The sequence below is a fragment of the Sphingobium salicis subsp. salicis genome, assembly GCF_049472635.1.
Lineage (GTDB): Bacteria > Pseudomonadota > Alphaproteobacteria > Sphingomonadales > Sphingomonadaceae > Sphingobium > Sphingobium yanoikuyae_A.
Window position 1 is genome coordinate 2,097,814 of record NZ_JAYRCS010000001.1, and the last position, 23,145, is coordinate 2,120,958.

Annotated in this window: 27 protein-coding genes and 3 pseudogenes; 21 read left to right on the forward strand and 9 right to left on the reverse strand. The window is 62.6% G+C overall.

Annotated elements, in window-relative coordinates; all coding sequences use genetic code 11:
• Nucleotides 1-85 precede the first annotated feature (85 nt).
• Nucleotides 86-817, reverse strand: coding sequence for a FadR/GntR family transcriptional regulator (locus VHN57_RS10110; RefSeq protein ID WP_037521810.1), 732 nt, complete (start codon nt 815-817; stop codon nt 86-88).
• A gap of 129 nt (nt 818-946) precedes the next feature.
• Here VHN57_RS10110 and VHN57_RS10115 point away from each other — a divergent pair, with 129 nt between their 5' ends.
• Nucleotides 947-1,696: an electron transfer flavoprotein subunit beta/FixA family protein gene (locus VHN57_RS10115; protein WP_375188798.1), complete on the forward strand. Its 750-nt coding sequence runs from the start codon at nt 947-949 to the stop codon at nt 1,694-1,696.
• On the forward strand, nt 1,693-2,625 hold the full coding sequence (locus VHN57_RS10120; protein ID WP_037523217.1) for an electron transfer flavoprotein subunit alpha/FixB family protein: 933 nt from the start codon (nt 1,693-1,695) through the stop codon (nt 2,623-2,625). The genes VHN57_RS10115 and VHN57_RS10120 overlap by 4 nt, the downstream gene beginning before the upstream one ends.
• Nucleotides 2,626-3,226: 601 nt before the next feature.
• Here VHN57_RS10120 and VHN57_RS10125 read toward each other — a convergent pair.
• Nucleotides 3,227-4,477, reverse strand: coding sequence for a tyrosine-type recombinase/integrase (locus VHN57_RS10125; RefSeq protein WP_051887101.1), 1,251 nt, complete (start codon nt 4,475-4,477; stop codon nt 3,227-3,229).
• A 400-nt stretch (nt 4,478-4,877) separates the two neighbouring features.
• Between VHN57_RS10125 and VHN57_RS10130 the strand changes: the two genes are divergently transcribed.
• On the forward strand, nt 4,878-5,207 hold the full coding sequence (locus VHN57_RS10130; protein WP_082166158.1) for a type II toxin-antitoxin system Phd/YefM family antitoxin: 330 nt from the start codon (nt 4,878-4,880) through the stop codon (nt 5,205-5,207).
• Nucleotides 5,208-5,570: 363 nt separating this feature from the next.
• On the opposite strand, the gene VHN57_RS10135 is transcribed toward VHN57_RS10130, so the two are convergent.
• The 5 genes and pseudogenes from VHN57_RS10135 to VHN57_RS10155 all read right to left on the reverse strand — a co-directional run.
• The gene (locus tag VHN57_RS10135) at nt 5,571-6,695 is read right to left on the reverse strand and encodes an Arm DNA-binding domain-containing protein (protein WP_082166157.1); all 1,125 of its coding nucleotides are present in this window, start codon (nt 6,693-6,695) and stop codon (nt 5,571-5,573) included.
• Nucleotides 6,656-6,841, reverse strand: coding sequence for an excisionase (locus VHN57_RS10140; RefSeq protein WP_423283744.1), 186 nt, complete (start codon nt 6,839-6,841; stop codon nt 6,656-6,658). Before VHN57_RS10140 ends, VHN57_RS10135 begins: the two co-directional genes overlap by 40 nt.
• 513 nt (nt 6,842-7,354) lie before the next feature.
• Nucleotides 7,355-7,507: pseudogene (locus VHN57_RS10145) on the reverse strand (IS630 family transposase); the annotation flags it as partial.
• Between the two features lie 144 nt (nt 7,508-7,651).
• Nucleotides 7,652-8,784 (reverse strand): IS3 family transposase gene (locus tag VHN57_RS10150; RefSeq protein WP_148564904.1). Its coding sequence is split into 2 segments (ribosomal slippage): nt 7,652-8,523 and nt 8,523-8,784, totalling 1,134 coding nucleotides; the frame shifts between segments, so codons are not numbered across the junction.
• An 83-nt stretch (nt 8,785-8,867) separates the two neighbouring features.
• A pseudogene (locus VHN57_RS10155) lies at nt 8,868-9,661 on the reverse strand (IS630 family transposase); the annotation flags it as partial.
• A 72-nt stretch (nt 9,662-9,733) separates the two neighbouring features.
• Between VHN57_RS10155 and VHN57_RS10160 the strand changes: the two are divergent.
• The 16 genes and pseudogenes from VHN57_RS10160 to VHN57_RS10235 all read left to right on the forward strand — a co-directional run bounded on the left by VHN57_RS10160 (nt 9,734) and on the right by VHN57_RS10235 (nt 20,198).
• Nucleotides 9,734-9,997, forward strand: coding sequence for a hypothetical protein (locus VHN57_RS10160; protein WP_148564787.1), 264 nt, complete (start codon nt 9,734-9,736; stop codon nt 9,995-9,997).
• Nucleotides 9,998-10,179: 182 nt separating this feature from the next.
• Nucleotides 10,180-11,538, forward strand: a pseudogene (locus VHN57_RS10165) (surface lipoprotein assembly modifier).
• 217 nt (nt 11,539-11,755) lie between these two features.
• Nucleotides 11,756-12,427 carry an energy transducer TonB family protein gene (locus VHN57_RS10170; RefSeq protein ID WP_239659802.1) on the forward strand — a complete coding sequence of 224 codons (672 nt, stop codon included), beginning with the start codon at nt 11,756-11,758 and terminating at the stop codon, nt 12,425-12,427.
• Nucleotides 12,428-12,437: 10 nt separating this feature from the next.
• Complete coding sequence (locus VHN57_RS10175) at nt 12,438-12,578, forward strand: hypothetical protein (RefSeq protein ID WP_158501000.1); 141 nt, start codon at nt 12,438-12,440, stop codon at nt 12,576-12,578.
• Complete coding sequence (locus VHN57_RS10180) at nt 12,575-12,769, forward strand: hypothetical protein (RefSeq protein ID WP_048577704.1); 195 nt, start codon at nt 12,575-12,577, stop codon at nt 12,767-12,769. Before VHN57_RS10175 ends, VHN57_RS10180 begins: the two co-directional genes overlap by 4 nt.
• Nucleotides 12,766-13,278 (forward strand): hypothetical protein, encoded by a 513-nt coding sequence (locus VHN57_RS10185; protein ID WP_148564786.1) that lies wholly within the window; start codon nt 12,766-12,768, stop codon nt 13,276-13,278. The genes VHN57_RS10180 and VHN57_RS10185 overlap by 4 nt, the downstream gene beginning before the upstream one ends.
• Nucleotides 13,208-14,146, forward strand: coding sequence for an alpha/beta hydrolase (locus VHN57_RS10190; RefSeq protein WP_048577702.1), 939 nt, complete (start codon nt 13,208-13,210; stop codon nt 14,144-14,146). Before VHN57_RS10185 ends, VHN57_RS10190 begins: the two co-directional genes overlap by 71 nt.
• Nucleotides 14,143-14,985: a siderophore-interacting protein gene (locus VHN57_RS10195; RefSeq protein ID WP_048577701.1), complete on the forward strand. Its 843-nt coding sequence runs from the start codon at nt 14,143-14,145 to the stop codon at nt 14,983-14,985. The genes VHN57_RS10190 and VHN57_RS10195 overlap by 4 nt, the downstream gene beginning before the upstream one ends.
• Nucleotides 14,982-15,689 (forward strand): hypothetical protein, encoded by a 708-nt coding sequence (locus VHN57_RS10200; RefSeq protein WP_048577700.1) that lies wholly within the window; start codon nt 14,982-14,984, stop codon nt 15,687-15,689. The genes VHN57_RS10195 and VHN57_RS10200 overlap by 4 nt, the downstream gene beginning before the upstream one ends.
• Nucleotides 15,689-15,916, forward strand: a complete 228-nt coding sequence (locus VHN57_RS10205; protein WP_048577699.1) for a hypothetical protein — start codon at nt 15,689-15,691, stop codon at nt 15,914-15,916. The genes VHN57_RS10200 and VHN57_RS10205 overlap by 1 nt, the downstream gene beginning before the upstream one ends.
• Before the next feature lie 15 nt (nt 15,917-15,931).
• Nucleotides 15,932-17,092, forward strand: coding sequence for a PepSY-associated TM helix domain-containing protein (locus VHN57_RS10210; RefSeq protein ID WP_048577713.1), 1,161 nt, complete (start codon nt 15,932-15,934; stop codon nt 17,090-17,092).
• Complete coding sequence (locus VHN57_RS10215) at nt 17,092-17,310, forward strand: hypothetical protein (RefSeq protein ID WP_048577698.1); 219 nt, start codon at nt 17,092-17,094, stop codon at nt 17,308-17,310. The genes VHN57_RS10210 and VHN57_RS10215 overlap by 1 nt, the downstream gene beginning before the upstream one ends.
• 250 nt (nt 17,311-17,560) lie before the next feature.
• The gene (locus VHN57_RS10220; protein ID WP_158500999.1) at nt 17,561-17,731 is read left to right on the forward strand and encodes a hypothetical protein; all 171 of its coding nucleotides are present in this window, start codon (nt 17,561-17,563) and stop codon (nt 17,729-17,731) included.
• Between the two features lie 112 nt (nt 17,732-17,843).
• Nucleotides 17,844-18,983 (forward strand): alpha/beta hydrolase, encoded by a 1,140-nt coding sequence (locus tag VHN57_RS10225; protein WP_423283750.1) that lies wholly within the window; start codon nt 17,844-17,846, stop codon nt 18,981-18,983.
• A 63-nt stretch (nt 18,984-19,046) separates the two neighbouring features.
• Nucleotides 19,047-19,181, forward strand: coding sequence for a hypothetical protein (locus VHN57_RS10230; protein WP_423283752.1), 135 nt, complete (start codon nt 19,047-19,049; stop codon nt 19,179-19,181).
• A 168-nt stretch (nt 19,182-19,349) separates the two neighbouring features.
• Nucleotides 19,350-20,198, forward strand: coding sequence for an autoinducer binding domain-containing protein (locus VHN57_RS10235; protein WP_082166255.1), 849 nt, complete (start codon nt 19,350-19,352; stop codon nt 20,196-20,198).
• On the opposite strand, the gene VHN57_RS10240 is transcribed toward VHN57_RS10235, so the two are convergent.
• Both VHN57_RS10240 and VHN57_RS10245 read right to left on the reverse strand, forming a co-directional pair.
• Entirely contained in the window at nt 20,098-20,757 is a 660-nt protein-coding gene (locus VHN57_RS10240) for an HNH endonuclease (RefSeq protein WP_048577694.1), read from the reverse strand. The genes VHN57_RS10235 and VHN57_RS10240 overlap by 101 nt on opposite strands.
• A 434-nt stretch (nt 20,758-21,191) precedes the next feature.
• Nucleotides 21,192-21,608: a helix-turn-helix domain-containing protein gene (locus VHN57_RS10245; RefSeq protein ID WP_048577693.1), complete on the reverse strand. Its 417-nt coding sequence runs from the start codon at nt 21,606-21,608 to the stop codon at nt 21,192-21,194.
• Nucleotides 21,609-22,056: 448 nt separating this feature from the next.
• Here VHN57_RS10245 and VHN57_RS10250 point away from each other — a divergent pair, with 448 nt between their 5' ends.
• Nucleotides 22,057-22,365: a hypothetical protein gene (locus tag VHN57_RS10250; protein ID WP_048577692.1), complete on the forward strand. Its 309-nt coding sequence runs from the start codon at nt 22,057-22,059 to the stop codon at nt 22,363-22,365.
• The gene (locus tag VHN57_RS10255; RefSeq protein WP_048577691.1) at nt 22,352-23,134 is read left to right on the forward strand and encodes a DsbC family protein; all 783 of its coding nucleotides are present in this window, start codon (nt 22,352-22,354) and stop codon (nt 23,132-23,134) included. The genes VHN57_RS10250 and VHN57_RS10255 overlap by 14 nt, the downstream gene beginning before the upstream one ends.
• Nucleotides 23,135-23,145: the final 11 nt, after the last annotated feature.

Below are 23,145 nucleotides of genomic sequence, written 5' to 3' on the forward strand. Positions count from 1 at the left end.
ACCTATCACATGAGGTGCAAGATGGGTCAACTGCCAGATGGCGGCACGGATGGGCCCTTATCCGGTTATTGGGTTATGGGGACTATCAGCCCCTGGCTGCCTTGCTGTTCTTGCGCACATGGCGATGCACGCGCTCCAGATGCTTGCGCATTTCCGCGACGGCCGCATCACTGTCATTGGCGCGCAGATGGCGCACCAATCTGAAGCGGGATTCGATCAGCGACTGTTGCAGCATCTCATAATCCGGCCCCCGCACGAACTCGTGCAGAATCGCAGAGAGCGAATTCACGAAAATGCCGAAAATGCGGTTCCCCGTCGCACGGGCCAACACCGCATAGTATTCCACCGCACATTGATAGCGCGCTTCGACATCGCTTTCCTGCTTCGTTCGTGCCGCTATCGCTTCCAGATCAGCCAGATCGGCCTCGGTCGCCCGCTCGCACGCCAGTCGCACGATGATATCCTGAAGCGCCAGCCGTGCCTCTGTCAGTTCGGCGAGAGAAATATCGCCCAGATGCACATAATCCTGCATCGCCTGCACGATGCGATCCGGTTCGGCTGTCTGCACGAACGCCCCGCCCTTCACCCCCTTCACATTGCGGATGATGCCGGCAACTTCCAGACTGCGCAATGCTTCCCGCAGGGCGCTGCGGCTGACCTGGAACTCTGCTGCCAACTCTCGTTCAGCCGGCAATTTATCGCCGGCTTTCAAACTTCCCGCAGCCAGTTGCGCCCGTATCTGCTCGCAAATGATCTCAAATGCCCTCTGCGTTTTTATGGGGGCGAAACTGGGTTTGGTCGAAGGCGTGAGCGCCATGTCATAAGCTCCGAATGATAACAGCAATCTATAGTGGTCGCCCTGAAAGGCGCAATGGCCAGACCGAAACCTATTGACAGCCAAATCCATTCTAATAATGGTCCGACCATTACAGAGAGGAAGGTTTCTATGAAGATCCTTGTGCCCGTGAAGCGGGTTATCGATTACAACGTAAAGCCGCGCGTGAAGGCGGATGGCACGGGCGTGGACCTGGCCAACGTCAAGATGAGCATGAACCCGTTCGACGAAATCGCCGTCGAGGAAGCCATTCGCCTGAAGGAAAAGGGCGCGGCGACCGAGGTCGTGGCGGTATCGATCGGCGTCGCCAAGACGCAGGAAACGCTGCGCACGGCGCTGGCGATGGGCGCGGACCGCGCCATCCTGATCCAGACCGATGATGAGGTCGAACCGCTGGGTGTCGCCAAGCTGCTCGCCAAGGTTCAGGAAGAGGAAGGCGCTGGCCTGATCATCCTGGGCAAGCAGGCGATCGACGACGACAGCAACCAGACCGGCCAGATGCTGGCCGCGCTGTTGAACCTGCCGCAGGGCACCTTTGCCAGCAAGGTCGAGGTCGAGGGCGACAAGGTCAACGTCACCCGCGAAGTCGATGGCGGCCTGGAGACGGTGAAGCTCAACACCCCGGCGATCATCACCACCGACCTGCGCCTCAACGAGCCGCGCTATGCGTCGCTGCCGAACATCATGAAGGCCAAGTCCAAGCCGCTGGCGAACAAGACCCCGGCTGATTACGGCGTCGATATTGCCGCCCGTCTGGAGACGCTCAAGGTCTCCGAACCGCCCAAGCGCTCGGCCGGCATCAAGGTTGCCGACGTCGATGAACTGGTGGCCAAGCTCAAGGCTCTGGGAGTTGCAGCATGACGAAGACGCTCGTTTGGGTTGAACATGAGGGCGGCGCCGTCAAGGACGCGACCCTTTCCGCCGTGACCGCTGCAGCCAAGCTGGGTGAAGTCCATCTGCTGGTCGCCGGCCAGGGCGTCGACGGCGTTGCCGCCGAAGCCGCCAAGATTGCCGGCGTGGGCAAGGTCCATGTCGCCGATGACGCGGCCTTTGGCCATGCGCTGCCGGAGAATGTCGCGCCGCTGATCGTCGAGCTGATGGGCCATCATGATGCGTTCGTCGCGCCGGCCACCAGCAACGGCAAGAATATCGCGCCGCGCGTCGCCGCCCTGCTCGATGTCATGCAGATCAGCGACATCCTGTCGGTCGAGAGCGAAGATACCTTCACTCGGCCGATCTATGCCGGCAACGCGATTGCGACGGTCAAGTCGAAGGACGCCAAGAAGGTCATCACCGTTCGCGGCACGGCCTTTGAAAAGGCGGCCAAGGACGGCGGCAGCGGCGCGGTGGAAGCCGTGGCCTCGACCGGCGACAAGGGCATTTCCTCCTTCGTCGGCGCCGAGATCGCCAAGCTGGAACGCCCCGAGCTGACCAGCGCCAAGGCGATCGTGTCGGGTGGCCGTGCGCTCAAGGACGGTCCGACCTTCGAGGAATATATCATGCCGCTGGCCGACAAGCTGGGCGCGGCCGTCGGTGCCTCGCGCGCTGCGGTCGATGCGGGCTATGTCCCCAACGATTATCAGGTCGGCCAGACCGGCAAGATCGTCGCCCCGGAAGTCTATATCGCCGTCGGCATTTCCGGCGCGATCCAGCATCTGGCCGGCATGAAGGACAGCAAGACCATCGTCGCCATCAACAAGGACGAGGATGCGCCGATCTTCCAGGTGGCCGACATCGGCCTGGTCGGTGACCTGTTCAAGGTGGTGCCGGAACTGATCGGCAAGCTGTAAGCTGATTTGGCTTGAGTAGGTAAGGGCGTGGGGAGTGATCCCCACGCACTTTCCTTTCTGAATCTCCACATTGTGTGCGATGGCAAAGGCCGACCGCTGGTCGCACTGCTGAGCAAATCCCATATGAGCGACTACAAGGTAGCCGCACTGATGCTCGACGCCTTGCTCCGTGCCAAAGCTCTGTTCGGCGATTGAGGCTATGACGCCGACTGGTTCCGCAAAGCCCTCACCGAACGCAACATTGCGGCCTGCATCCCGTCAAAGGTAAACCGGAAGGACCCGATCCCGCACGACACCATGCTGTATCGCCAGCGCCACAGGATCAAGAATATGTTCGGCAGGTTCAAGGACTGGCGAGGCATCCATACCCGCTACGGTCGATGCGCCCCACATTCATGTCCTGGATCGATCGATGATTTCTGATCTTAGCTCCGTGGAGGGTCTGCGGTAGTCCAGCCGCACTTCGCTCAACCATTGCAGTTAGGCGCTCAATTCAATTAGCCCCGATCAGTATAGCTCCCTTTCCCCAATGCCAGGTCATTGATGAGCGAAAGAGTTTCGGCTCGGTCCCGCGCCTGCTCGCATGAAGCGATGCGCAACGTCAGACAGCGGTGCCAATCAGCGGGACGACAGCCCGGGCGACGAGATCGTCAAGCCCATCGACGATCCACCGCGAATAATGGCGCTCGATCATAACCACAGAGGTATCGTGAAGTGCTGCTACGAGCCGGATCGGCAAGCCCATGCGCAAGCCGCGTACAATCGAACTGTGCCGCAGAGCGTAGGGGATGGTCGCAGCCGGCAACCCCGCCTCCTTCACAACCAAGTTCCAGCTACGGGTCATTTCTGACGGAGACTTCCATGGACCACGCTCATAGCGTTCCCATTTGACCGCAGATACCTGACGGACACGCCAGCGCTCGAGCAATGGTGCACTTAACGACCGGTCCGCAACGATCGGCCGCAGCAGTTCGACGATATCGTCGCCGATCGCTACGCGAATATGCTCGTTACTCTTTTTGTTACCCTTGTAGGATTGCGGGATCATGAGCCGGTTCCGCTCGAGCAAAGCGTCTGCGACCTGCATTCGCCGCAGCTGCGCGAAGCGCGCACCGGTCGCCGCCATGACCGCGACCAGGCGCCCCAGATCCGCGTCCATCGCGCAGGCTGCCGCGACGATCCGGCGCACCTCGGCATCGGCCAAAATTTGGTTCTCTCGGGCCTTGGACTCGGTGACGGCCGGGGCCTCGAGGGACAATCCATATTTGATGGTCAGCGGCAGATCGACCGGAAGGACCTTACGATGCTCAGCCCAAGCCGCATTGAGGGCTGCCTTGAAATCGTTGAGCAGTCGCTGCGTACTGGTGAACTTCTGCCGCGCCAGCCGCTTCTGCCAAGCGCGTAAATCCGCTTCTGACAAATCCTTGAGTGCCAGTCCTGCCATCTGCTTGTCGCCAAGGACATGCTTGTTGAGCTTGTAGTGCGCGTCCGACCGGACCTCCCTCCCCGCCTGCGCCGCGCGCCGCGCATCGCGTCGCACGACATAGGCCGAGATCGCCATCCCGACGGTGATGTTGGGGTCTAGCGCCGCCGGCGCACCGTTCGTCTGCCGCTCGACCCATTCGAGCGCCTTTGCCAGCGCCTGCTTCCAGCTGAGGATCGTATCATCGTCAGCGGCACGGACATCGTCCGGCTCGCCCAACGTCGCGTTCAAATAGGCATTAGGCACGTCGGTGCGCCGAAAACGGACCACCCAGCTGACCTTCCGCGCGCCTTTGTAATAGCCGATATGGAAGCCCTCGGAGACGAGCCGCCAATAGGCCTTGGTCTTGACCGGCAGGCGCAGGCGCACGGCCCGATCCTGGATACGAACGTCGGCAACTAGGCGAGCCATAAGCGAAAGGGACCATCCGATTTCTTGTCCTTTTGCTATAGCAGGATTGCCTCGGATCAACAAGGATGGCAGAGCGCTAGGTATATGAAATTGAAGGTGTCCTAGGGCATCCCCAGACGTCTTGACGGCGCTCTCTCACGGCTGAAACACGGGTTCGATTCCCGTAGGGGTCACCACTTAAGTGGTTGAAATTGCTGGATAAAACCGGGAATTTTCGGTTTTCGTGGCACTTTTGTGGCACATTTGAGGTTTTCCGGCCGGATTTTCACCCCCATTTCGGGACCGTTGACAACCCCTTCCCACGGGTGAGCACGCATCCTCCGTTGCCGAAACGAGGGTTTTCCACCATATTTTGCGGATGGACAGAGCGATCAGCGCCAGCGAGGCCAACCAGCACTTTTCGGAGCTCCTGCGCGAGGTCTCCGAGGGAGCGAGCTTTACCGTGATGTCGCGCCGGCGGCCCGTCGCTCGCGTGATGCCGGTCGACCGCCATCAGGACAAGCAGTCGACCCAGAAGATGCTGGCTTTCGCCGCGGGCCTGTCTGTCCGTAATTCGGGGGGGGCTGGTCGCGCGACAATCTGTACGAATGACCCGCGTAGCTGTGGACAGCAACATCCTCGCCTACCTTGCCGGCGTAAGCCGCGGGGGCCGAGGATGAAGCCAAAATCGCGCAAGCGCGCGAACTGATCGAGCGGCTTGGCGATGCCGCCAGCCTGGTCGTTCCCGCCCAGACGCTCGGAGAACTTGTCGCGTCCTGCGCTGTAGCGGAGCCAGCGCCGAGGAAGCGCGCGCGATCCTGCTCGAATTTTTCGAAGCGTTCGGCACATCGGCTTCGGAGGCGAGAATCGCGCTGGCGGCTACGAATCTCGTAGTGACCACAAGCTCCAGTTTTGGAATGCACTCATCGTCACCGCCGCCGCGGAAGCCGGCTGCACATTGCTCCTGTCCGAAGATATGCAGGACGGCTTCGTGACGCGGGAGCTCAATATCGTCAATCCTTTCAATGTAACTCGGCACCCGAGGCTCGCGGCCCTCCTCGCTTGCCGCGACTCAGCCGTAGATCTGACTGAGCTTCGCCGCCTCGCGACCGAAATCGCCCTGGTCGATCCATTTCGAATAGTGCTTGAACAGCATCGCCGCGCTTTTGTGGCCGAGCTGCCGGGAAATATAGGCAGGGTTCACGCCGCCCATCAGCGCGGTGGTCGCGTAGGTATGCCGCGTCTGGTAGGCGTCCCGGCTGCGGATGCCGAGCGCGCGCAGGGCGGGATGGAAGTAGAGCTTCCGCTGGTCCTGCACATCAGGCCAGGGTGTGCCGCTGGCCGGATTGAGGAAGATCGGCGAATCGAGGCCAAGCATGAAGCTGTGGATCTTCTGGCGTTGCAGTACGGCCATCATGCGCGGGGTGAGGTCGACGTCCCGCACGGTTCGGGTTTTCGTCGATTTCACGACGGCGCGGACGCGGGCACGCTCAACCCGGATTGTCTGCCCCTTCCAGTCGACGTCGCGCCACTGGACGATGATCTGCTCGCTGGGGCGCATGCCGGTGCCGAAGGCGAACTCGTACCAGTTCCAGACCTGCTCGTCATAATGGTCGCGGATATAGGCGAGGATGCGCTCAGTTTCTTCGCGATCGAACGGATCGGGCTCGCGCTTCTGATATTTAAGGCTCTTGATCCGCTCCATCGGCGATCGATCGATCAGCAGGTCATCAATCGCGAGTTCGAAAATCCCGCGCAGGGGAATGAGGTTGTTGTTGACCGTCTTGCCGCTGACCCGCTTCGATCGCTCGACGATGATCCGTTTGATCTCGCTCGGCTTGATGCTCTTGAGCGGCCGCTCGCCGAAGGTCGGCGACCAGACCTTGTTGATCGCCCCGATATAGTCCGACATCGTCGATTTCTCGACAACAAGCGTTTCGAGCCACTGTTTCGCGAAGGTGGTGAAGCCGGTGCCCGATGCCTTTGTCCCGGATTTCGGAAATGTGCTCTCATAGTCGAAGATGCCGAGGTCGATCTCCTGATGGACCCGCGCCATCATGCGCTCGGTCGCCTTGATGTTCGCGGAGGTGGGTTCGAGTTGGAGCGTTTCGCGATGGAGCTTGCCGTTCCAGCGGAAGCGGACACGAATGCAGCTTTTCAGCGGCTCGACGCCAGTGCCTGGCCTTTTTCTACCCATTTCTGGAAGCCTTCGATATCTATGCAGATGCTGCCATCGGGAGCGCGCCGATATTCGCGGCCGTGGATCCACACGCCGTCCGCGATCTTTCGATAGACCGCTTTCTCGGTGTAGCCGGTCAGCTCGGCGAAGCGCTTGATGCGCACATAGCGAGCGCCTGTCATGGCAGTGCTGCGGTTGAGGAAGTGGAGCCGCGGACAGCCCTCTGCCCGCTGCTTCCGCTTCCCTTCCCCCTCCTTCCCTTTGCATCGGCTCGGGATAATCGGGGCGCGATGCCGAAGCTGTGTCCAGTGGCGGGCTGTAGACGATTATGTGAGGCTGCATGAGAATAGCGCATGATTTGCTACCCATTGGGCTAAGCAAGCAGGTCATGACGCCTTGCCAATCTAGCGTTTCCAACTGATCGGCTAAAGAATCAATATTCCACTTATCGGCAGATAATTGCCGATCCTAAGGCCCCGGATTGCCAGCACGGCCACGGCTGCGGAGCTATTTAAGCGCCTTGCCGAAAATCCCGACACGCGGTCGCGTCTGTCATTTCTCATCAATGTGCGAATCGGCGACGATATAAAACCGAGTCTTCATGCGGGTTTCCACTTCTTCGAAATGTTCAAGAATTGTGAATCGGCGCGAAAAATGTTCATTAGAGCGTTTTCCGATCATTCTGGGTCATATCCGCACGAGCTAAAGTAGTTGGCGCATTCCGTTGGCTGGAAGATGCCGACGAGTTTACCGATCAGATCCCACAGGCTGCTGACGGTTCGCTCTTCGGCCTTTCGCAGCATCGCTTTGAGTTTGGAAAAGGCTTTCTCAGAAGTGGCTCGGTTTGTCTGAACAGCCTTTGACGTTTGATAAGTGGATCGTCTGCGGTTTGGTTGTTCAAGCTGCTGCCTGCGGGGCGTCATGGAGGTCGGGCGTAGCCCGGCCGGAGTGACGCCCCGCAAGTCGCGGCCAATTCACGCTGCCACGGCCTGTGGCAGATTGTCAAAGTAGGTTTGATCGGGCGTACGTCCGCCGAGGCTCGAGTGAGGTCTCCGGGCGTTGTAGAAGCCCAGGTATCGGCCGATCGAACTGCGCGCTTCGCTGACGCATGCGTAGGCGTGCAGGTAGACTTCCTCGTACTTCACTGAGCGCCACAGCCGCTCGACCACGACATTGTCGCGCCAGGCGCCGCGGCCGTCCATGCTGATGGCAATCTTTTCTCGCATCAGCACACTGGTGAAGGCCTGGCTCGTGAATTGGCTGCCTTGGTCCGTATTGAAAATCTCCGGTTTGCCATAGCGCGCCAGGGCTTCCTCGAGCGCTTCCACGCAAAAGTCGGCCTCCAGCGTGATCGAGATCCGGTGGCTGAGAACCTTGCGGCTGAACCAGTCGACGATGGCGACGAGATAGACGAACCCCTTGGCCATGGGGATGTAGCTGATGTCTGTCGCCCAAACCTGATTGGGCCTCACGATCGGAAGCTTGCGCAGGAGATAGGGGTAGATCTTGTGTCCTGGTGCCGGCTTGGAAGTGCTGGGACGGCGATAGACCGCCTCGATCGCCATCTTCTTCATCAGGCTCGCGACATGGCAGCGGCCGATCGTGATGCCCTCCTGACGAAGAAAGTCGCGCATCATCCGGCTTCCTGCGAACGGGAACTCCAGATGCAACGCGTCGATGCGACGCATGATTGCGAGGTCTTCGGATGAAACCGGCCGCGGCAGATAATAGACACTGCCCCGGCTGATCCCCAGTTCCTTCGCCTGCCGCTTCACCGGCAAGGTGTGCGTTCGATCGATCATCGCTTTGCGCTCGGCAACAGACCTGCCTTGCCGAGCGCGCCTTCCAAAAAATCATTGGCCAGCGTCAGTTCGCCGATCTTGGCGTGAAGCGTCTTCACGTCGACGGCCGGTTCGTCCGACGCCTTCTCCGAGCCGAACACGCCCGCCGCCCCTTCGAGCAACTGCGTGCGCCACGTCGTGATCTGGTTGGGATGCAGATCATAGTCGTGCGCCAGCTCTGCCAGCGTCTTCTCGCCCTTGATCGCGGCAAGCGCCACCTTCGCCTTAAATGCCGGGCTGTGGTTGCGCCGGGGTCGTCTGCTCATTCTCTGCTCCTGTCTCGCAGCCTTCCTGGCTGCTCCGAGGCAGAAAATCCAATTATCTCAGTGTGCAGATTCTCCAGGCCACCTCTCTCGATCGGATTGAAGTCCGGGCTGTATGGCGGCAAAAACCGCAGCGTTGCGCCCGCTGCTTCAATCAGTTCGCGCACTGAAGCACGCTTGTGGCTCGACAAATTGTCCATGATCACGACATCACCGGGCTTCAAATCGGGGACAAGGACCTGGGTGACATAGGCTTCGAACCAGTCGCCGTTGATCGGGCCATCGAGCACCATCGGCGCGACCATGCCGGTCATGCGCAATCCGGCCACCAGCGTGGTGGTTTTGCGGTGACCGTGCGGAAAGCCCATGCGCAGGCGTTCGCCTCTGGCGCAGCGGCCATGCCTGCGGGTCATGTTGGTGGCGGTCCAGGTCTCGTCGATGAACACGAGACGTTCCGGGTCCAGATCAATCTGACCATCGAACCAGTCGTGCCGCTGCTTCAGGACGTCGGGCCGGTCCTGCTCGATGGCATGAGCAGTCTTTTTTTGCGCGTCATGCCACGGCGCACGAAGAAGCGGTGAAGACCGGCGACAGAGACGGTCAGCCCAATCTCGCCCAGCCCCGCGCGCAACTCTTCAAGCGTGATATCTTTACGCGCTTCCCAGATAGACAAAATGTCGGCCGCCCGCTCTTCAACCCGGCGCGAGCGCATATCGCCCCCTTGAGGCTTGGGGGCAACGTTGCCGGTCACCCGGCGTTGCCCGGACCACCGGATCGCCGTTGATGGCGCAATACCAAACCGAACCGCTGCCGCCCGACAACTCAGGCCTTGGTCAATCGCCGCCAAAACGCGGACACGCAAATCCATCGAAAGAGCCATCCATGCCAGCCTCCTTCACCGGCACGAAGGCTGAATCAGAAAATCAGTCTTTTGGGAATCCTCGCCCGATTCATGGCGGTCGAAAAACGCTCTAATGCCAATGGAACTCTCGACAGAGAAAGCATAACCCAAGACGCCACCAGCGGCGCGTGGGGCGTTTGGGACGGTGACGGGAGCTTCAGTACCGGAAATGCCTTGGTTGATTTCGTCTATGGTCTGGGTAGCGTCGTCCCGAAGTATGATCTCGCGATATTTGGCCCCAATGCCGAAGAAGTGGCTGGCGTGATCAAGCTGAATACCTCGATCGGGAACATTGGTATTGCTGGCGCACAGTAAGTCTATTTCTCAGTCATTCCCCGTCCGATGGTCGGGGAATGACCTTTTTCTGGCTATCCTCCAGATGTGGACGCTCTATCTTGCGAAATATTTATCGCTGCCTCCCAGCATTGGCATTTTGGGTGTCGATCCCTGCCTCGGCACAGATTGTCGATCGCCCTCCCGATGATGGCGTGCTGCGTGTGCCCGAAGTTACCATCGATGTTCCTCGGATCGGTGATCCGACGTCGGACGAGCCGTCTAGGCCCACCCAAGAAACGCAGGAGCCTGTCAAGCTGGATGACGATGACCTGAAAGCCAATCAGGACTTGGCCAGTTTCATTCTCGGCACGAGCGTTCAGGCGCGCAATTGGCGCACGGTCCGGCGCGTGCTGGCCTATTATGCTGATATTCCCGGTTACGATCCGCTCCTGGAGCTTTACGCTCGGGGCGCGTTGGAGCGGCAGGATGGGCATCACGGAAGGGCGATCGCTGCCTATCGCGAGATGCTGAGCCGCGATGCAAGTCTGAGCTATGTGCGGCTTGACCTCGCCGCGATGCTTTTCGAGGACAAGCAGCTTCGAGAGGCGAAAAGACTGTTCGAGCTTCTGAAGCGTGATCCTGAAGTGAAACCCGCAGCGCAGCAGGCGATCGACCAGTATCTTGCGGCTATCAGCAAACAAGGCCAATGGACCGGCACGCTTCGCGTTGGGTATAAATATAATGACAACGTAAATAACGCCTCTGATGATCGTTATATTTATCTCGGCGGCCTGCGCTTCGAGAAAAACCCGGAAAGCCTTCCCCGTTCTGCCAACGCGATCAGCTACTATGCCAATATGAATCGCAACTTCAACCTCTCTGGAAATCATTTCCTGAGCGTGGATGGAACAATCGAAGGCGATCACTATTGGGATGATCGAGACTGGCGCGAGACAACCGCAACCTTGCGGCTTGGCTATCGATACCGCAATCTCAAATCCTGACTTTCGGTCCTTCCAAGTTATAGCCAGACATGGCTGGGCAGCGAACCATTCCGAGAGATAATCGGGGTGAGCGTCGAATATGGAAGCTGGATTTCGCCGAAGCTACAGATCATGGGCGGCTATTCCTATTTTAACAAGCAACACAGTGAACGGTTCGACAGGTATGATGGCGACCTGCATGCGCTATCGGCGACGGCGGTCTATTTTCACTCTCCAAAGACAATCTTCTATGGCGGCCTTACCACTCAGCGCGATCTGCTGTCGGTAAAATATGAATCTTCATCACGCGATGGCGCGAGCCTGGGGTTCATCAAGTTGTGGGATAACGGTATCAATGTGCGCGGTAATGCGCGCTACAGCTTCCGCAAATTCCACGACTACAGTCTTTTTTCGCAAACCAGCCTACGCCGTGATCATGAATATCAGATCGATCTCAGCGTCACACACAGCAAGCTAGGCTTCGCCGGTATCTATCCCCGGCTGAGCTATCAGTATCTCAGGGTCGATAGCAGCGTCCCCTCGCTCTACTCGCGGACAGGCAACCAGTTCACCCTCTCCCTTGAAACGACCTTCTGAGGGCGCGGCGATGTCTTAGATGTCTTACAAGGAAGCACGGCCGCCCCTTTCAAGCATCTGGCCCCTGAACGAGCCTGATGGCGGTTCGCCAGTGCCGGAAGAGTCGCGCGGCGCGCGGCCATCTCCGGCGCCGAGCGTACCGTCAGGCGGACGGAATGTCGGTCTCTCCAGCTCCCTCAGTGGAGGACCGGCATCCGTCCGCTACAGCGATCGGCCGATGCCGCTCGGCACCCGGATGTTCGGCCTGGGCGGAACCGGGCTGGTGTGTCTCGCCATTGTCGGCGCCGCCCTGTTCAAATGGGCCGGCCCGCCGCAGATCATCGCCCCGACGACGCTGACCGTTTTTGATGTTGCGCCACCTGAAGCACCTCCCGCGCCGGACACCGAGATCCCGCCCGGTCCCGAACAGGTGCAGAAGGAGGACAAGCCGAAGGTGGAGATCGTGGAGACGCCACCTCCACCGTTGGTGCAGATACCGAGCACGAACAGCGTGAGTTCGCCGCCGCAACAGGCCGACCCGGCGCCCGATCCCGGTCCGCCGGTCGATCAGACCACCGCGCCGCAATCCTCGCCCAAGCCGCCTGGATCGCGAAACAGCGATGCGAAGCCCACTTGGGAAGGCCAGATGCTCGCCGCGCTCAACGCGGCCAAGCGCTACCCCCTGGAGGCCAAGCGCAACCGACAGCAGGGAATGCCGTGGATCAGGTTCACGATCGACCGCGAGGGACGCGTGCGCTCCGTCCGCCTCGAACGTCCCTCCGGCTTCGACGCGCTCGACCGCGAGGCGCTGGCGCTGCCGATGCGGGCGTCGCCCTTGCCGAAACCGCCCGAGAGTGTGACCGGCAACCGCATCGAGCTGACGGTGCCCATCGAGTTCTTCCTGTCTTGAGGGGCGTTTCATGATCCTGCGCATCATTCGGCAGCGGCTCACAATAGCCGCGTTCGGGCGGCGGCGGGCGGTGTTCGGCCATGCGGCAAGCCGCGAGGCGCTGCCGAATGGTGCTGCCGCAGGCTTCGATTGGAAGGCGGCACAGGCATGAGCCGGGGGTGGTATCCCGACGCCGCCACGACGCGGATGCAGCTCGCGGCGGCCGATCTCGGCTTCGACATCCATAGCTGGGATACGACCCGGGACGATATGCGCGCGGTGCGGCGCGAGGCCGGCATCGAGGTCCCGGACGGGCAGGCGTCGTCACGCGATACCGACAGCGAGTGGGAGCCGTCATCGTGACTGGTCCGTCGATGTCAACGCTGGCGCTCAAGCGCCGCCCTCTCGTCGAGCGCAAGACGATCGCGCTCTTGCGAGGTGCAGACATAGCGCCTCAGCGGATCGGGACGGTGCGGCCGAGCCGGACGCGGACGGCGGCGGGACCAACCCCGGCGCAGGCGCAGCATTTCGCCGAGTTGCGGCGCCATGCAGCGCGGCATGGCCTCACGATCCTTTCGCCCGCCTCGCCCTGGCTCGGTGCGGGTGAACTGACCCTGCTGGCCTGGCTCGCCGGGACGCAGCGCGTTCTTGGGGCGGGGAACGCCTCGGTGCACGACCCCGCCCTTGCCGCCGCGCTGCTCCGCTGCGCCGGCCTGCTCGACGGCATGGGCCTGCGCCTCTCGCCGCTCACTCTCTATGCCGCGCGCCTGCGCGCGCCTGCCCCGCAAAGGACAATGCCGCATGATGGTTCGGGCGATCGTCGAAAGCATCCGCACCGCCGCCTTCAGGAAGAAAAGGCAAGCCCTCCATGACGGGGCGGCCGGGGTGCGGCACGGCCTGCTCGAAGCGGTTGGCTCGGACCTGCTCATCCCCGACATCCAGCAATATCGGGCGCGCGGGCCGAACGGAGACTACACGATCTTCGTCACCCTGCCGAGCGCGCCGCCGCCAAAGACGGACTATCCCGTCCTCTGGCTGCTCGACGGCAATGCCTGGGTCGCGGGCGCGGCCGAGGCGCTGCGATTGCAAAGCCGCTTCGCGCTTCAGAGCGAGATCGAACCGATGCTGATCGTCGCGGTCGGCTATCCGGGCGAGGAGCCGTTCGACCTGGGACGCCGGGCCTATGACTATCTGCCCGAACATACGTCGGGGAAGCTGTCCGAGCGCTTCATGCAGGGCGCGCCCTGGCACCAGCCGGGCGGCGCGGACGCCTTCCTCGACTTTCTGACCGGGCCGCTGCGCGAGGACATCGCGGCGCGCTATCCGGTCGATGGTCGGCGGCACATCCTTTGCGGCCATAGCTTCGGCGGTTTCTTCACGCTTTACGCGCTGCTGCATCGGCCGGGGGCATTCCGCCGCTATGCCGCGCTCAGCCCCTCGCTGTGGTGGGACGACGCGCAGTTGCTGAAGGCCGCCGATGCCGCGATCGCCGCGCTGCCGCGCGATCTGATGGCGGACGTCCTCATTGCCGTCGGCGAACGCGAGACGCCCGAGCGCCCGAAGATCAGCGCCCGGATGCTGGATGATTCCAGCGCTTTCGTGGACCGGCTGGAGCGTGAAGGACTCGCGGGCGTGTCGGTCGACTATCGCGTGCTCGCCGGGGAGAACCACCAGTCGCTGCTGATCACAGCCTTTTCCGCCGTGCTGCGCTTCGCGAGCATGAATGGAGGCCGGGTATGAGGCCCCGCCTGCGGATGCAGGCCATAAGGCAGGGCATCCGTGGTTGGATCGAGCGCCTGTTCCATGCACGGATCGAGGAATGCACGCTGCTGCGCGTGGTCGAGACGAGCCGGATCACGCCGCACATGCTACGCGTGGCCTTCATCGGGCGCGACCTCGAACCCTTCGCCACGCAGGAGAATCTGCACGTCAAGCTGCTGCTGCCGCCCGAGGGGGCGGCGCGCGACCGCTGGCTGAAGGAAGAGACGGGCGGCATGGCGCGGCTGAAGCGCCGCAAGCTCGATCCGATATTCCGCAAATACACCATCCGGTCCATCGACGCCGGAACCCGGCGCGTGGCGATCGACTTCGTGCTCCACGAGGATGGCGGAGCCGGCGCCTCATGGGCGGCGGCGGCAAGGCCCGGCGATGTTGTCGGCATGATCGGCCCCGGCGGGCGTTCCGCCGGTTCCGCCGACTGGATCCTGCTCGCGGGCGACGAAACCGCACTACCGGCGATCGGCCGTATCCTCGAAAGCATGCCCAGCGATGCGAAGGGCGTTGCGCTGGTCGAGGTAGACGGACCGGATGAGGAACAGACGCTCTCCGCGCCGCCGGGGGTCGAACTGCGCTGGTTGCATCGTGATGGCGCCCTCGCCGGCACCACCGATCTGCTGGCCGGTGCGGTGAAGGCTGCATCGCTGCCCGGCGACGGCACGCGCTTCGTCTGGGTCGCGGGCGAATTTGCCGCCATCCAGGAAATCCGGCGCCATCTGCGCGGCACGGGACTGGGCAAGCAGGAGCAGCTCGTAGTCGCCTATTGGCGGCGCGAAACGGCTGACGCGCGGGCGACGGCATGATGCAGCGCCGCGCCTTCCTTCACGCCCTGACGGCGGTCGCCATGTTCGGACTGGCTGTCCCGGCTCGCGCGGCAGGAGGGTGGGACCTGCTGACCGAGGCGGCCTTCCGCGCGCCGACGACGGCGCGGGCGCGGGCCTTGCTGTCGCAGGTGCGGGCCGAAGCGGAGACCGCGCTGCACCAGAACCCCGCGAACCATGAAGCCGCGATCCAGCAGGCCGTGGCGGCGGCCTGGGGCGCGATGCTTTCCGGCGGTATCGGTCCGGCCCGCGAGGCGCGGCGCCTGATCGAGCGGCAGATCGCGGTCCAGCCCGACAATACCGAAGCACATCTTGCGCTGGGTGCGTGGCACATCGAGGCTGTCCGGCGCGTCGGCATGCTGGCCGGGCCGACGGTCGGCGCGAGCCGCAAGGCCGGCAACGCGGCGCTCGATCGCGCGATTGCGCTGGGCGGCCAGCGCGCCTTGCCATCAGCTTATGGCGCGTTGCTGCGGGCCGCGTCGGGCGAAGGCAAGTCGGCTGGCGGTCGCGCCGCCGTCCTGGCGCTTGCCCGCCGCGCCGGGCAAGGCACGACCCCGACCACTCTCGACGCGGCGATGCGGGCCCGAGCCCAGCGGTTCGTCAATGCTCTCGCGACGCCGGCCGCGAACGCAGCTGACGCAGCGGCACCGCTGCTGCCCTTCGCCCATCTCTCGGGTAAAAGCTGATGGGCAGGATTGCCATCCGGCGCGGTTTGCGCGCGCGCATCGCCCTTTCGGCCCTGGCGTCGATCGTCGGCATCGCCGGGATGCTGCTCGCCGAAGGGGCATGGGACTGGTTGTTCTTCATGCTCGCCGCCCTGCCCTTGCTGATCGGCGGGGCAGCATCGGCCGCGCGCAAGGTCCGGGAAACGCCTCTCGATAGGCTTGACCGCCATCCGGTCGAGAACTCCTGACCGATGGCGGCGCGCATGAAAATAGCGACGATCGCACCCGCAAAGACGCCCTCACGCTGGTATCGGGCGAATCTGTGGCTTCACCGCTGGGCGAGCCTGGTGGCGACGCTGCCGTTCCTGATCCTCTGCCTTACCGGCACGGTGCTGATCTTCCACGAGGAGATCGACGCCGCGATGGGCGTCCTTCCGCCCGCGCCGGGATTGAGCGCGCAGGATCGTCCGCTGGCGGAGTCGGTGGACGCGGCGCTTGCCGCCTGGCCCGATGAGAAGGTCGCACTGATCGGCATCGACCCCGGCGATCATCCGGGGCTGCTGCTGGTGGCGACGGTTCCCAATGGCGACACCGGGTTCGACCGCACGACGCTGCGCTTCGCCCACCTGGCCACCGCAAAGCTGGTGCCGGAGAATTTTGGCGAGGGCGAGACGCTGACCGGTTTCCTCCTGGAGCTGCACGGACAATGGTTCATGGGGCCGATCGGCGAACTGATCGGCGCCCTGATTGCGCTGCTGGTGCTGGTGTCGCTGGTCTCGGGCCTTGTGGTCTACGCACCCCATGCCCGCCGCGTTGCCTTCGGTGCGTTCCGCCGCGGGCGCGGGCCGCGCCTGTTGCAGCTCGACCTGCACAATTTCATCGGTGCGGTGGTGCTGGGCTGGGCGTTGGTGGTGACGCTGACCGGCTTCCTGCTGGGCTTCGGCAGCATAGCCACCGGGCTCTGGGCGCAAAGCGAGCTTGGGCAGGCCCAGCGGACCTTTGTCGGAGCGCCCGTCGATCCCCGCCGTCCACCGGTAGATGCCGATGGCGTCGCCCGCGCCGCGCTCTCGGCCGCGCCCGAGGGTTGGCATGTTGGCAGCATCTTCTGGCCCGGCACCGACTTCTCCACCCCGCGTCATTACACGGTGCTGGTGCATGGCGAGGGTCTCGACGAGCGGATGTTCCGTGCGGTGCTGGTCGACGCGCAAAGCGGCGACGTCGTGACCACGACGGCGATGCCCTGGTATATGAAGGCGATCATTCTCTCGCAGCCGCTGCATTTCGGGGACTATGGCGGGCTGCCGCTCAAGCTGCTGTGGACTGCCTGCACCTGGCTCACCCTGTTCATCACCGGCAACGGCGCCTGGCTCTGGTGGGACCGCAGGCGCAGGCGCCGCCGCACGCCTATGGAGGTTACAGTATAATGCATCACGGTTTGCGCGGGCGCCTCGCCCTGTTGGCCCTGTTCTCGTTTGTCGGTCTCGTAGGGCCGGTTCTGGCCGACAAGGGCTGGACCTGGCTGTTCGTCGCGCTTGCGGCGACTAGCCTTGCGATCCTGGGTTTGGCGCACGTTGCACGGGCTGTCCGGGCATCTCTCGACCGATGGTGCGATGACTTGTCGGCGCGGGCGGCGGAATGGTGACGGCCCTGTGGCGACGCTGGCGGCGGAGGTGCGAATGGAAAGCCTCGCCGGCCTTTGAGGAAGCCGTCCGGCAGGAATGCGAATGGTTGCGCGAGATCCATGGCCAGGGCGCGCTGGAGGTAGCGCGCAGGAAGCTCGCTCGCCGACACCAGCGCACCGGCCGACGCTGGGTATTGCGCGCCGTCGTGGACCGACTGGAGCAGTCGGAGGCCAGTGATCCGCACAACGCGCAGCAAGGGGGAGCCGTCCCATGAACATTCTTCAGTGGGGCACCACCGGCGGTCTCATATTGATCTGGGCGCTGCTCTGCCTGCTTTTTCTGGTGGTGATGACGCCATGCTGGATGGTCGGCGCGCTGGTTGTGGTGTGGCGGGAACGGGCCGGATGTGGCGGCCATTCGACAGTTACTCGACAGGGATAGATGGATGAAAATCGCTTTATGGTCTTTGGGTGCGGTCGCCCTCTTGCTCGTGCTGGCTTTCGTTGCCCTCCAAATCTGGTTCGCGATGAGTATCAAGCCGGTGGAACCGTTTGTGCCGACGAAGGAGGAGCAGGAGAAACTGGCCTTCTATTCGCAGTCCGAAAGCTGGTTCATGGAGCATCTGCAAGGCCCGCTCGAAACGGTCGACGGGCAGACCATCGACCCCAAGCTGCAATATATGATGGAGCAGGTCCGGCCCGCCGCTCCGTGGCTGCGCCGCGCCGCGCCAATGATCTTCGCAACGCCCTGGGGCCGGGGCTTCATCCGCCACGGCGCCGACCGCGACTGGCGGCTCCTCACCAAGGTCACGCCCGACATGGCGCATGTCGAGGACCGAACAATCAAGGGACGCGGCGGGCCGATCCCCATCCGTATCTACCACCCCGAAACGGACGATGACGGGCCGCTTCCGGTGCTGGTCTATCATCATGGCGGAGGCTGGATCTTCGCCAGCATCGCCTCGCATGACGGGGTGTCGCGGCTGCTCGCCAACGAGGCGAAGGCGATCGTCGTCACGGTCGATTATCGCCTCGCGCCCGAACATACCTATCCCGCGGCCAGCGACGATGGCGAGGATGCATTCCTGTGGGCGCGCGCCAATGCCGCTTCGTTCGGCGGCGATCCCGTACGCGTCGGCGTGGGCGGCGACAGCGCCGGGGGCCATGTCTCGATCAACATCGCCCAGCGCCAACTCGCTGCGGGCCAGCCCGGCCCCGCCGCCATGCTGCTGTTCTATCCGGGCGCGGGCCTGCCGCAGAATGATCCTTCCTATCGCCTGTTCGGCAAGGGCTATGCGCTCGACAGCACGTTCATCGAGTTCATCCTGCCGCGCGTGTTCGAGGACTATAGCCCCGACCGGATCGACGAGGCGGACGAGTTCATGAACCCGGTCAGCGCGAAAAGCCTAAAGGGCCTGCCGCCCACTATCGTCGCCACTGCCGGCTTCGACATATTGCGCGATTCCGGGCGCAGGTTCGCCGAGCGGCTGAAGGCCGAGGTCGTTCCCGTGCGCTACGCCAACTACCCCTCGCTCACGCACAGCTTCCTGCAATTCTCCGCCGTGGTGAAGGATGCCGACACGGCCTCGACCGATAGCGCGCGGCTGTACGGCGAGGTAATTCGCAATCCAAACGACGCAGTGACGCTTCTCGCCGCGACGCCCGGCAACGACGTCGAAGATCCGACCAAATGAGCAGCGCCAGGCGATCCGGCTTCTTCGGAGTTGTCGAAGCCGCGAAAGCGGCCGGGCGCAGCCATGCTGGCCGACGATTCAGGAGGGTTGGCCGGGAACTGCCGGGCCTGTGTCGTCTGGCTGCGCGACCGCGCCAATGGCTTCGATTCCACGCTGATCCCGTTGAAGGGAGGAACCGAATATTCGGTGCGGAGATAGCCGTCAGCCTGTTGAAGGATTGTTCCGCCTCACGCTCCACCAGGCAGTTGCGTGCCATCTTACCGCCGCGCCTGGCTATGCGTCCGGGGACGACGACACCAACTGCGAACAATTTCAACGAGGAATGAACGGACGTGGAGAACCACGTTCGCGAGGAGGAGGAAGTCAATGTATGTCGGTCCCCGGCTGCGCAAGGTCCTTTCGCGGCTCAATAGGGCCTCTTCGATCGAGGCGCTGCGCGACGGACTGGCCGATGCCGCCTTGCTGATGGGCTTCCCCTATGTCGCGCTGGTGCAGCATGGCGGCCTCCCACGGCTGGTCGAGGGCGCGCTGGTGGTCACCAACTATCCGGAGGACTTCGTCCGATCCTATATCGACAATCACTACTTCGTCATCGACCCGGTCTATGAGGTGAGCCAGCAGCTTGACCGGCCGTTCGGTTGGGAGGAGATCGCGGGCTTCGTTGAGCTTGCCGATCACCAACTGGCCCTGTTCCAGGAAGCGCGCCGATACGGGATCGCCTATGGCGTCACGGTGCCGCTCGCCATTCCGAGCGACTCCCGCGCGTCCTGCTCCTTTGCCGGCCCGGAGCCGATCGAGATCACGCCGCCGCTGATGGCCACGCTCCAGATCGTCGCGGGTTTTGCACGCTGTTTTGCTCCGCCCATTTCGACAGCCTGCTATGTGCGCTCGTGCTTATGCTGCTGTCCATGCAGTTCCCCTCGCGCGTCGGCGCCGACGACAATGCCTGCGAGTTTGCCGCCGACACGCCCACCGCCCCGCATCATCTGCGCCGTGATGGCTATCGCACGCCCCTGTCTGGAAAATTGCGATCGTGGGCCGGGCAAGCTTCAAGGTTTCGCGGAGGATCCGATTTCGGGCCGCAGTGATCAACGCACGATAGATCCCGCAAGCCCTAAAGCCGGTTGCGGATGGTTTGCGCCATCGTGCTCATGCTCGTTCCAAAATCCTTCGCCAACTGACGCACGCTCGCTCCGGCACGCCTGCGCTTTATGATCTCGTCGGCATGGGGATGCCTTTTGATGTAGCGCTTTGTTTTCGGGTTTTGGCGCCTCTCGTTCTCCCACTCATGGAGAACGACGATCACATCGGGCCGGATATATCCGCGATCACGATAAGAACGCAGGTTCGATTCCGCGGGCCAGGGCACGGATCCCATTTTCAACAGGCCAAATTCCTTCTGGTCGGGCAACAGGAACAGGTTCGCGGGGGCATGATTGTCGTTGTCGCCGTCCAGACAGATCACGACTTCGTTTCGTTCGAGCCTCCGGCCGATCTCGCGTTCAGCGACAAGCCGATGCTCGCCATTATATTTCCCGGCAAAGCCCTGGCGGTCGATCCTGCGAAACTTGCGCCCGTTCTGCTTGACGACCCCGCCTCGCCAACCGTGCGAGCGATCGCGAACATAGTAGGCCGTCGCGCATGCCCGTGAACAGATTGTCTTGCCGGAATGCGAGCGCGACACGGTGAACGGCTCGCCGCAGTTGAGGCATGCCTTGGTGATGCGCAGCGATCTGCGATGCTCATGGAGGCAGGCGGTAGAGCAGAACCGCATCCTCGCATCTTTAGGGGGAGCGTCGAACGGCTTTGCGCAGTTGGCGCAAGACACACGCCTTCGCTGAGACCACCCGTGATGGGCCCGGACGCATTCACGCGAGCAATATTTCGCGGCGTGATCTCCACTTGCGCTCTGCCCGGCGGGGATTTCGAAGGTCTTGCCACAATGTAGGCAGCACTTGTCCCTGCGCGATGTCGGCAAACGCCGGGCCAGCCCCGCGCATTTTCGTGAGCAGAATTGCTGGTTTATCCTGTGCGCTGTGTACGGCTTTTCGCAGACCTGACAGATCTGGCCAGGAACAGTCGGCATCCAATGACCGCCGGGCGAATAATGCGGACGGTTCATAGGCTTTTTCATCTCTTCACACTTGCGCTGGAGAGACGTTGGTTCGGCAGGACGCGGACCGTTGCACTCTGGGTCGCCTGCGGGTTTCATATCTGGCCGCTCTCATCGCCGCGCCGCCATTCGGGCGAGAGATCCTGCTTGAGCGCGGTGAGCACCCAATCCGATATCATCTCGATGCACTTGCGCTCGATGGCGGGCAGATCGCCGTAGATGAGCTGGCGCGGAAAGCGCATGCGCTGGCCCGCAAAGAGGATCGAGAAGGCGATCTGTCCGGTCGGCATGCCGAGACTGAGCGTGGCTCTGATATGATCCTCCAGCTTCGTGCCCGGCCCCCCGGCCTCAATCTCGCGCATCGTACGCGGGCTGGCTCCCATATTGGTCGCAAGCTCGATTTGCGTGATGCCGCGCAGGTTGCGCTCTTGTCTGATGCGCTCGCCGGACAGCAGCTTGATCTCCCTGAAGATCGACGTGTCGACGGCGGCAAATTTATCTTCGGGCTCCATGGTCTCGTCCTCCGCGGCAACGCCTCATGGCGCGATGGATCGCCCGAAAAATCTAAGTAGACCGGATAGTCGACGGCAATGGCAGATACCGATGTTTTTAGAGGAAGTTATATTCCTAATAGCCGATAACATGCATCTATAAGAGATGAATACAGCACAATCGGCATCTCATTTCCGATCTGATCCAAAATTGGTTGTTTCGGAGCTTATTCTCCGAAAGCGGCCCAGGACGGTGCGGATGCATCCGTTCATGCCGAAATGGAACTATTTTCGAGCAATTCCAGCTAATTTCGAAGCTGTGGGCACTCCGCTTCCGGGGCCTGTTGCAATCGACTTCGATTCCCATCAGTCAGACCTCGTTCCGAACAACCCAAGGCGAATCAGACCTGATACTTCGGATCGTTAAGTAATCTTAACCGTGGCGCAAAGCGCCAAGATGGAGTCGTGCATGACGCCGATTGCCAAAGCGATGACGGTTGCCTTGGGCGCCCTGGTCGTCACGACGACAGCCTGCGCGACGCCGGGCGATCGCTCTCGGCGGGCCGGCGTCATGCCGGATGCCGAGCGGCAGCGCACCATCGCCGCGACGGCGGAAGGCTTCGTGATCCGCGCGGCGGCCTCAGCCCCGGCGGAGAACGGCAGTCTGCCGGCCACGGTGCGCCAACACATCCCAGTGGGATCGGGCACGCATCTCGATACGCGGCTTCTCTCCCGCCCCGGCAGCCCCATTCAGGAGACATCGCATGCGCATCCGTAAATTCGGGCCAAAGCTTGGGGCGGCAGTCCTCGCCCTGCCTCTGATCCTCGTGGCCCAAAGCGCCGCCTCGGCGCAGCAAGCCGATCCGCTCGCAGCGGCGGCGCGCGAGGCCGAGAGCGAACTTCGGCAGACCTTCACCAATCTCCAGTTCGAGGATTTCGGACCGGCGCCGGTAAAGGGCCCGATCTACCAGGCATCAGCGGGCGGCCGTATCATCTACTACGCGCCCGAGAGCGAGCACCTGCTCTTCGCGGAAGTGTACGACCGCAACGGACAGAACCTCACCGTGCTGGCGCAAAGCGCCGCCGCCGCGAGGAAACTCGCCGGGATCGATACCAGCAAGGCGCTGGCGATCGGCCCGAAGGACGCCCCGGTCGTCATCGAGTTCACCGATCCCGATTGCCCCTATTGCCGCGCGCTCGATCGCTTCTGGGCGGCGAAGGCGGCTGAAGGCAAGCCAGTGCGCCGCCTGATCTTCTTCGTCTCCGGCATCCATCCTGAAGCCGCGGCCAAGGCCGAGCATATCCACTGCTCCGCGAACAAGGAGGCCGCGTTCAACGCGATCTATGCGGGGGCGGCGCCGCCATCGATGCTCAAATGCGAGGAAGGGCGCGCGCGGGTCCAGGCAGATTCCGCGGTGGTGCGCAGCATCCGCATTACCGGCACGCCGACCCTGATCGCGGACGGCCAGATCATCTCGGGCTTTCGGCAAGCCGAGATCGAGGAATTTCTCACCGGGGCGAAGGCGCTCGCCGATGCGAAGCGCTGACCATGTCCCGT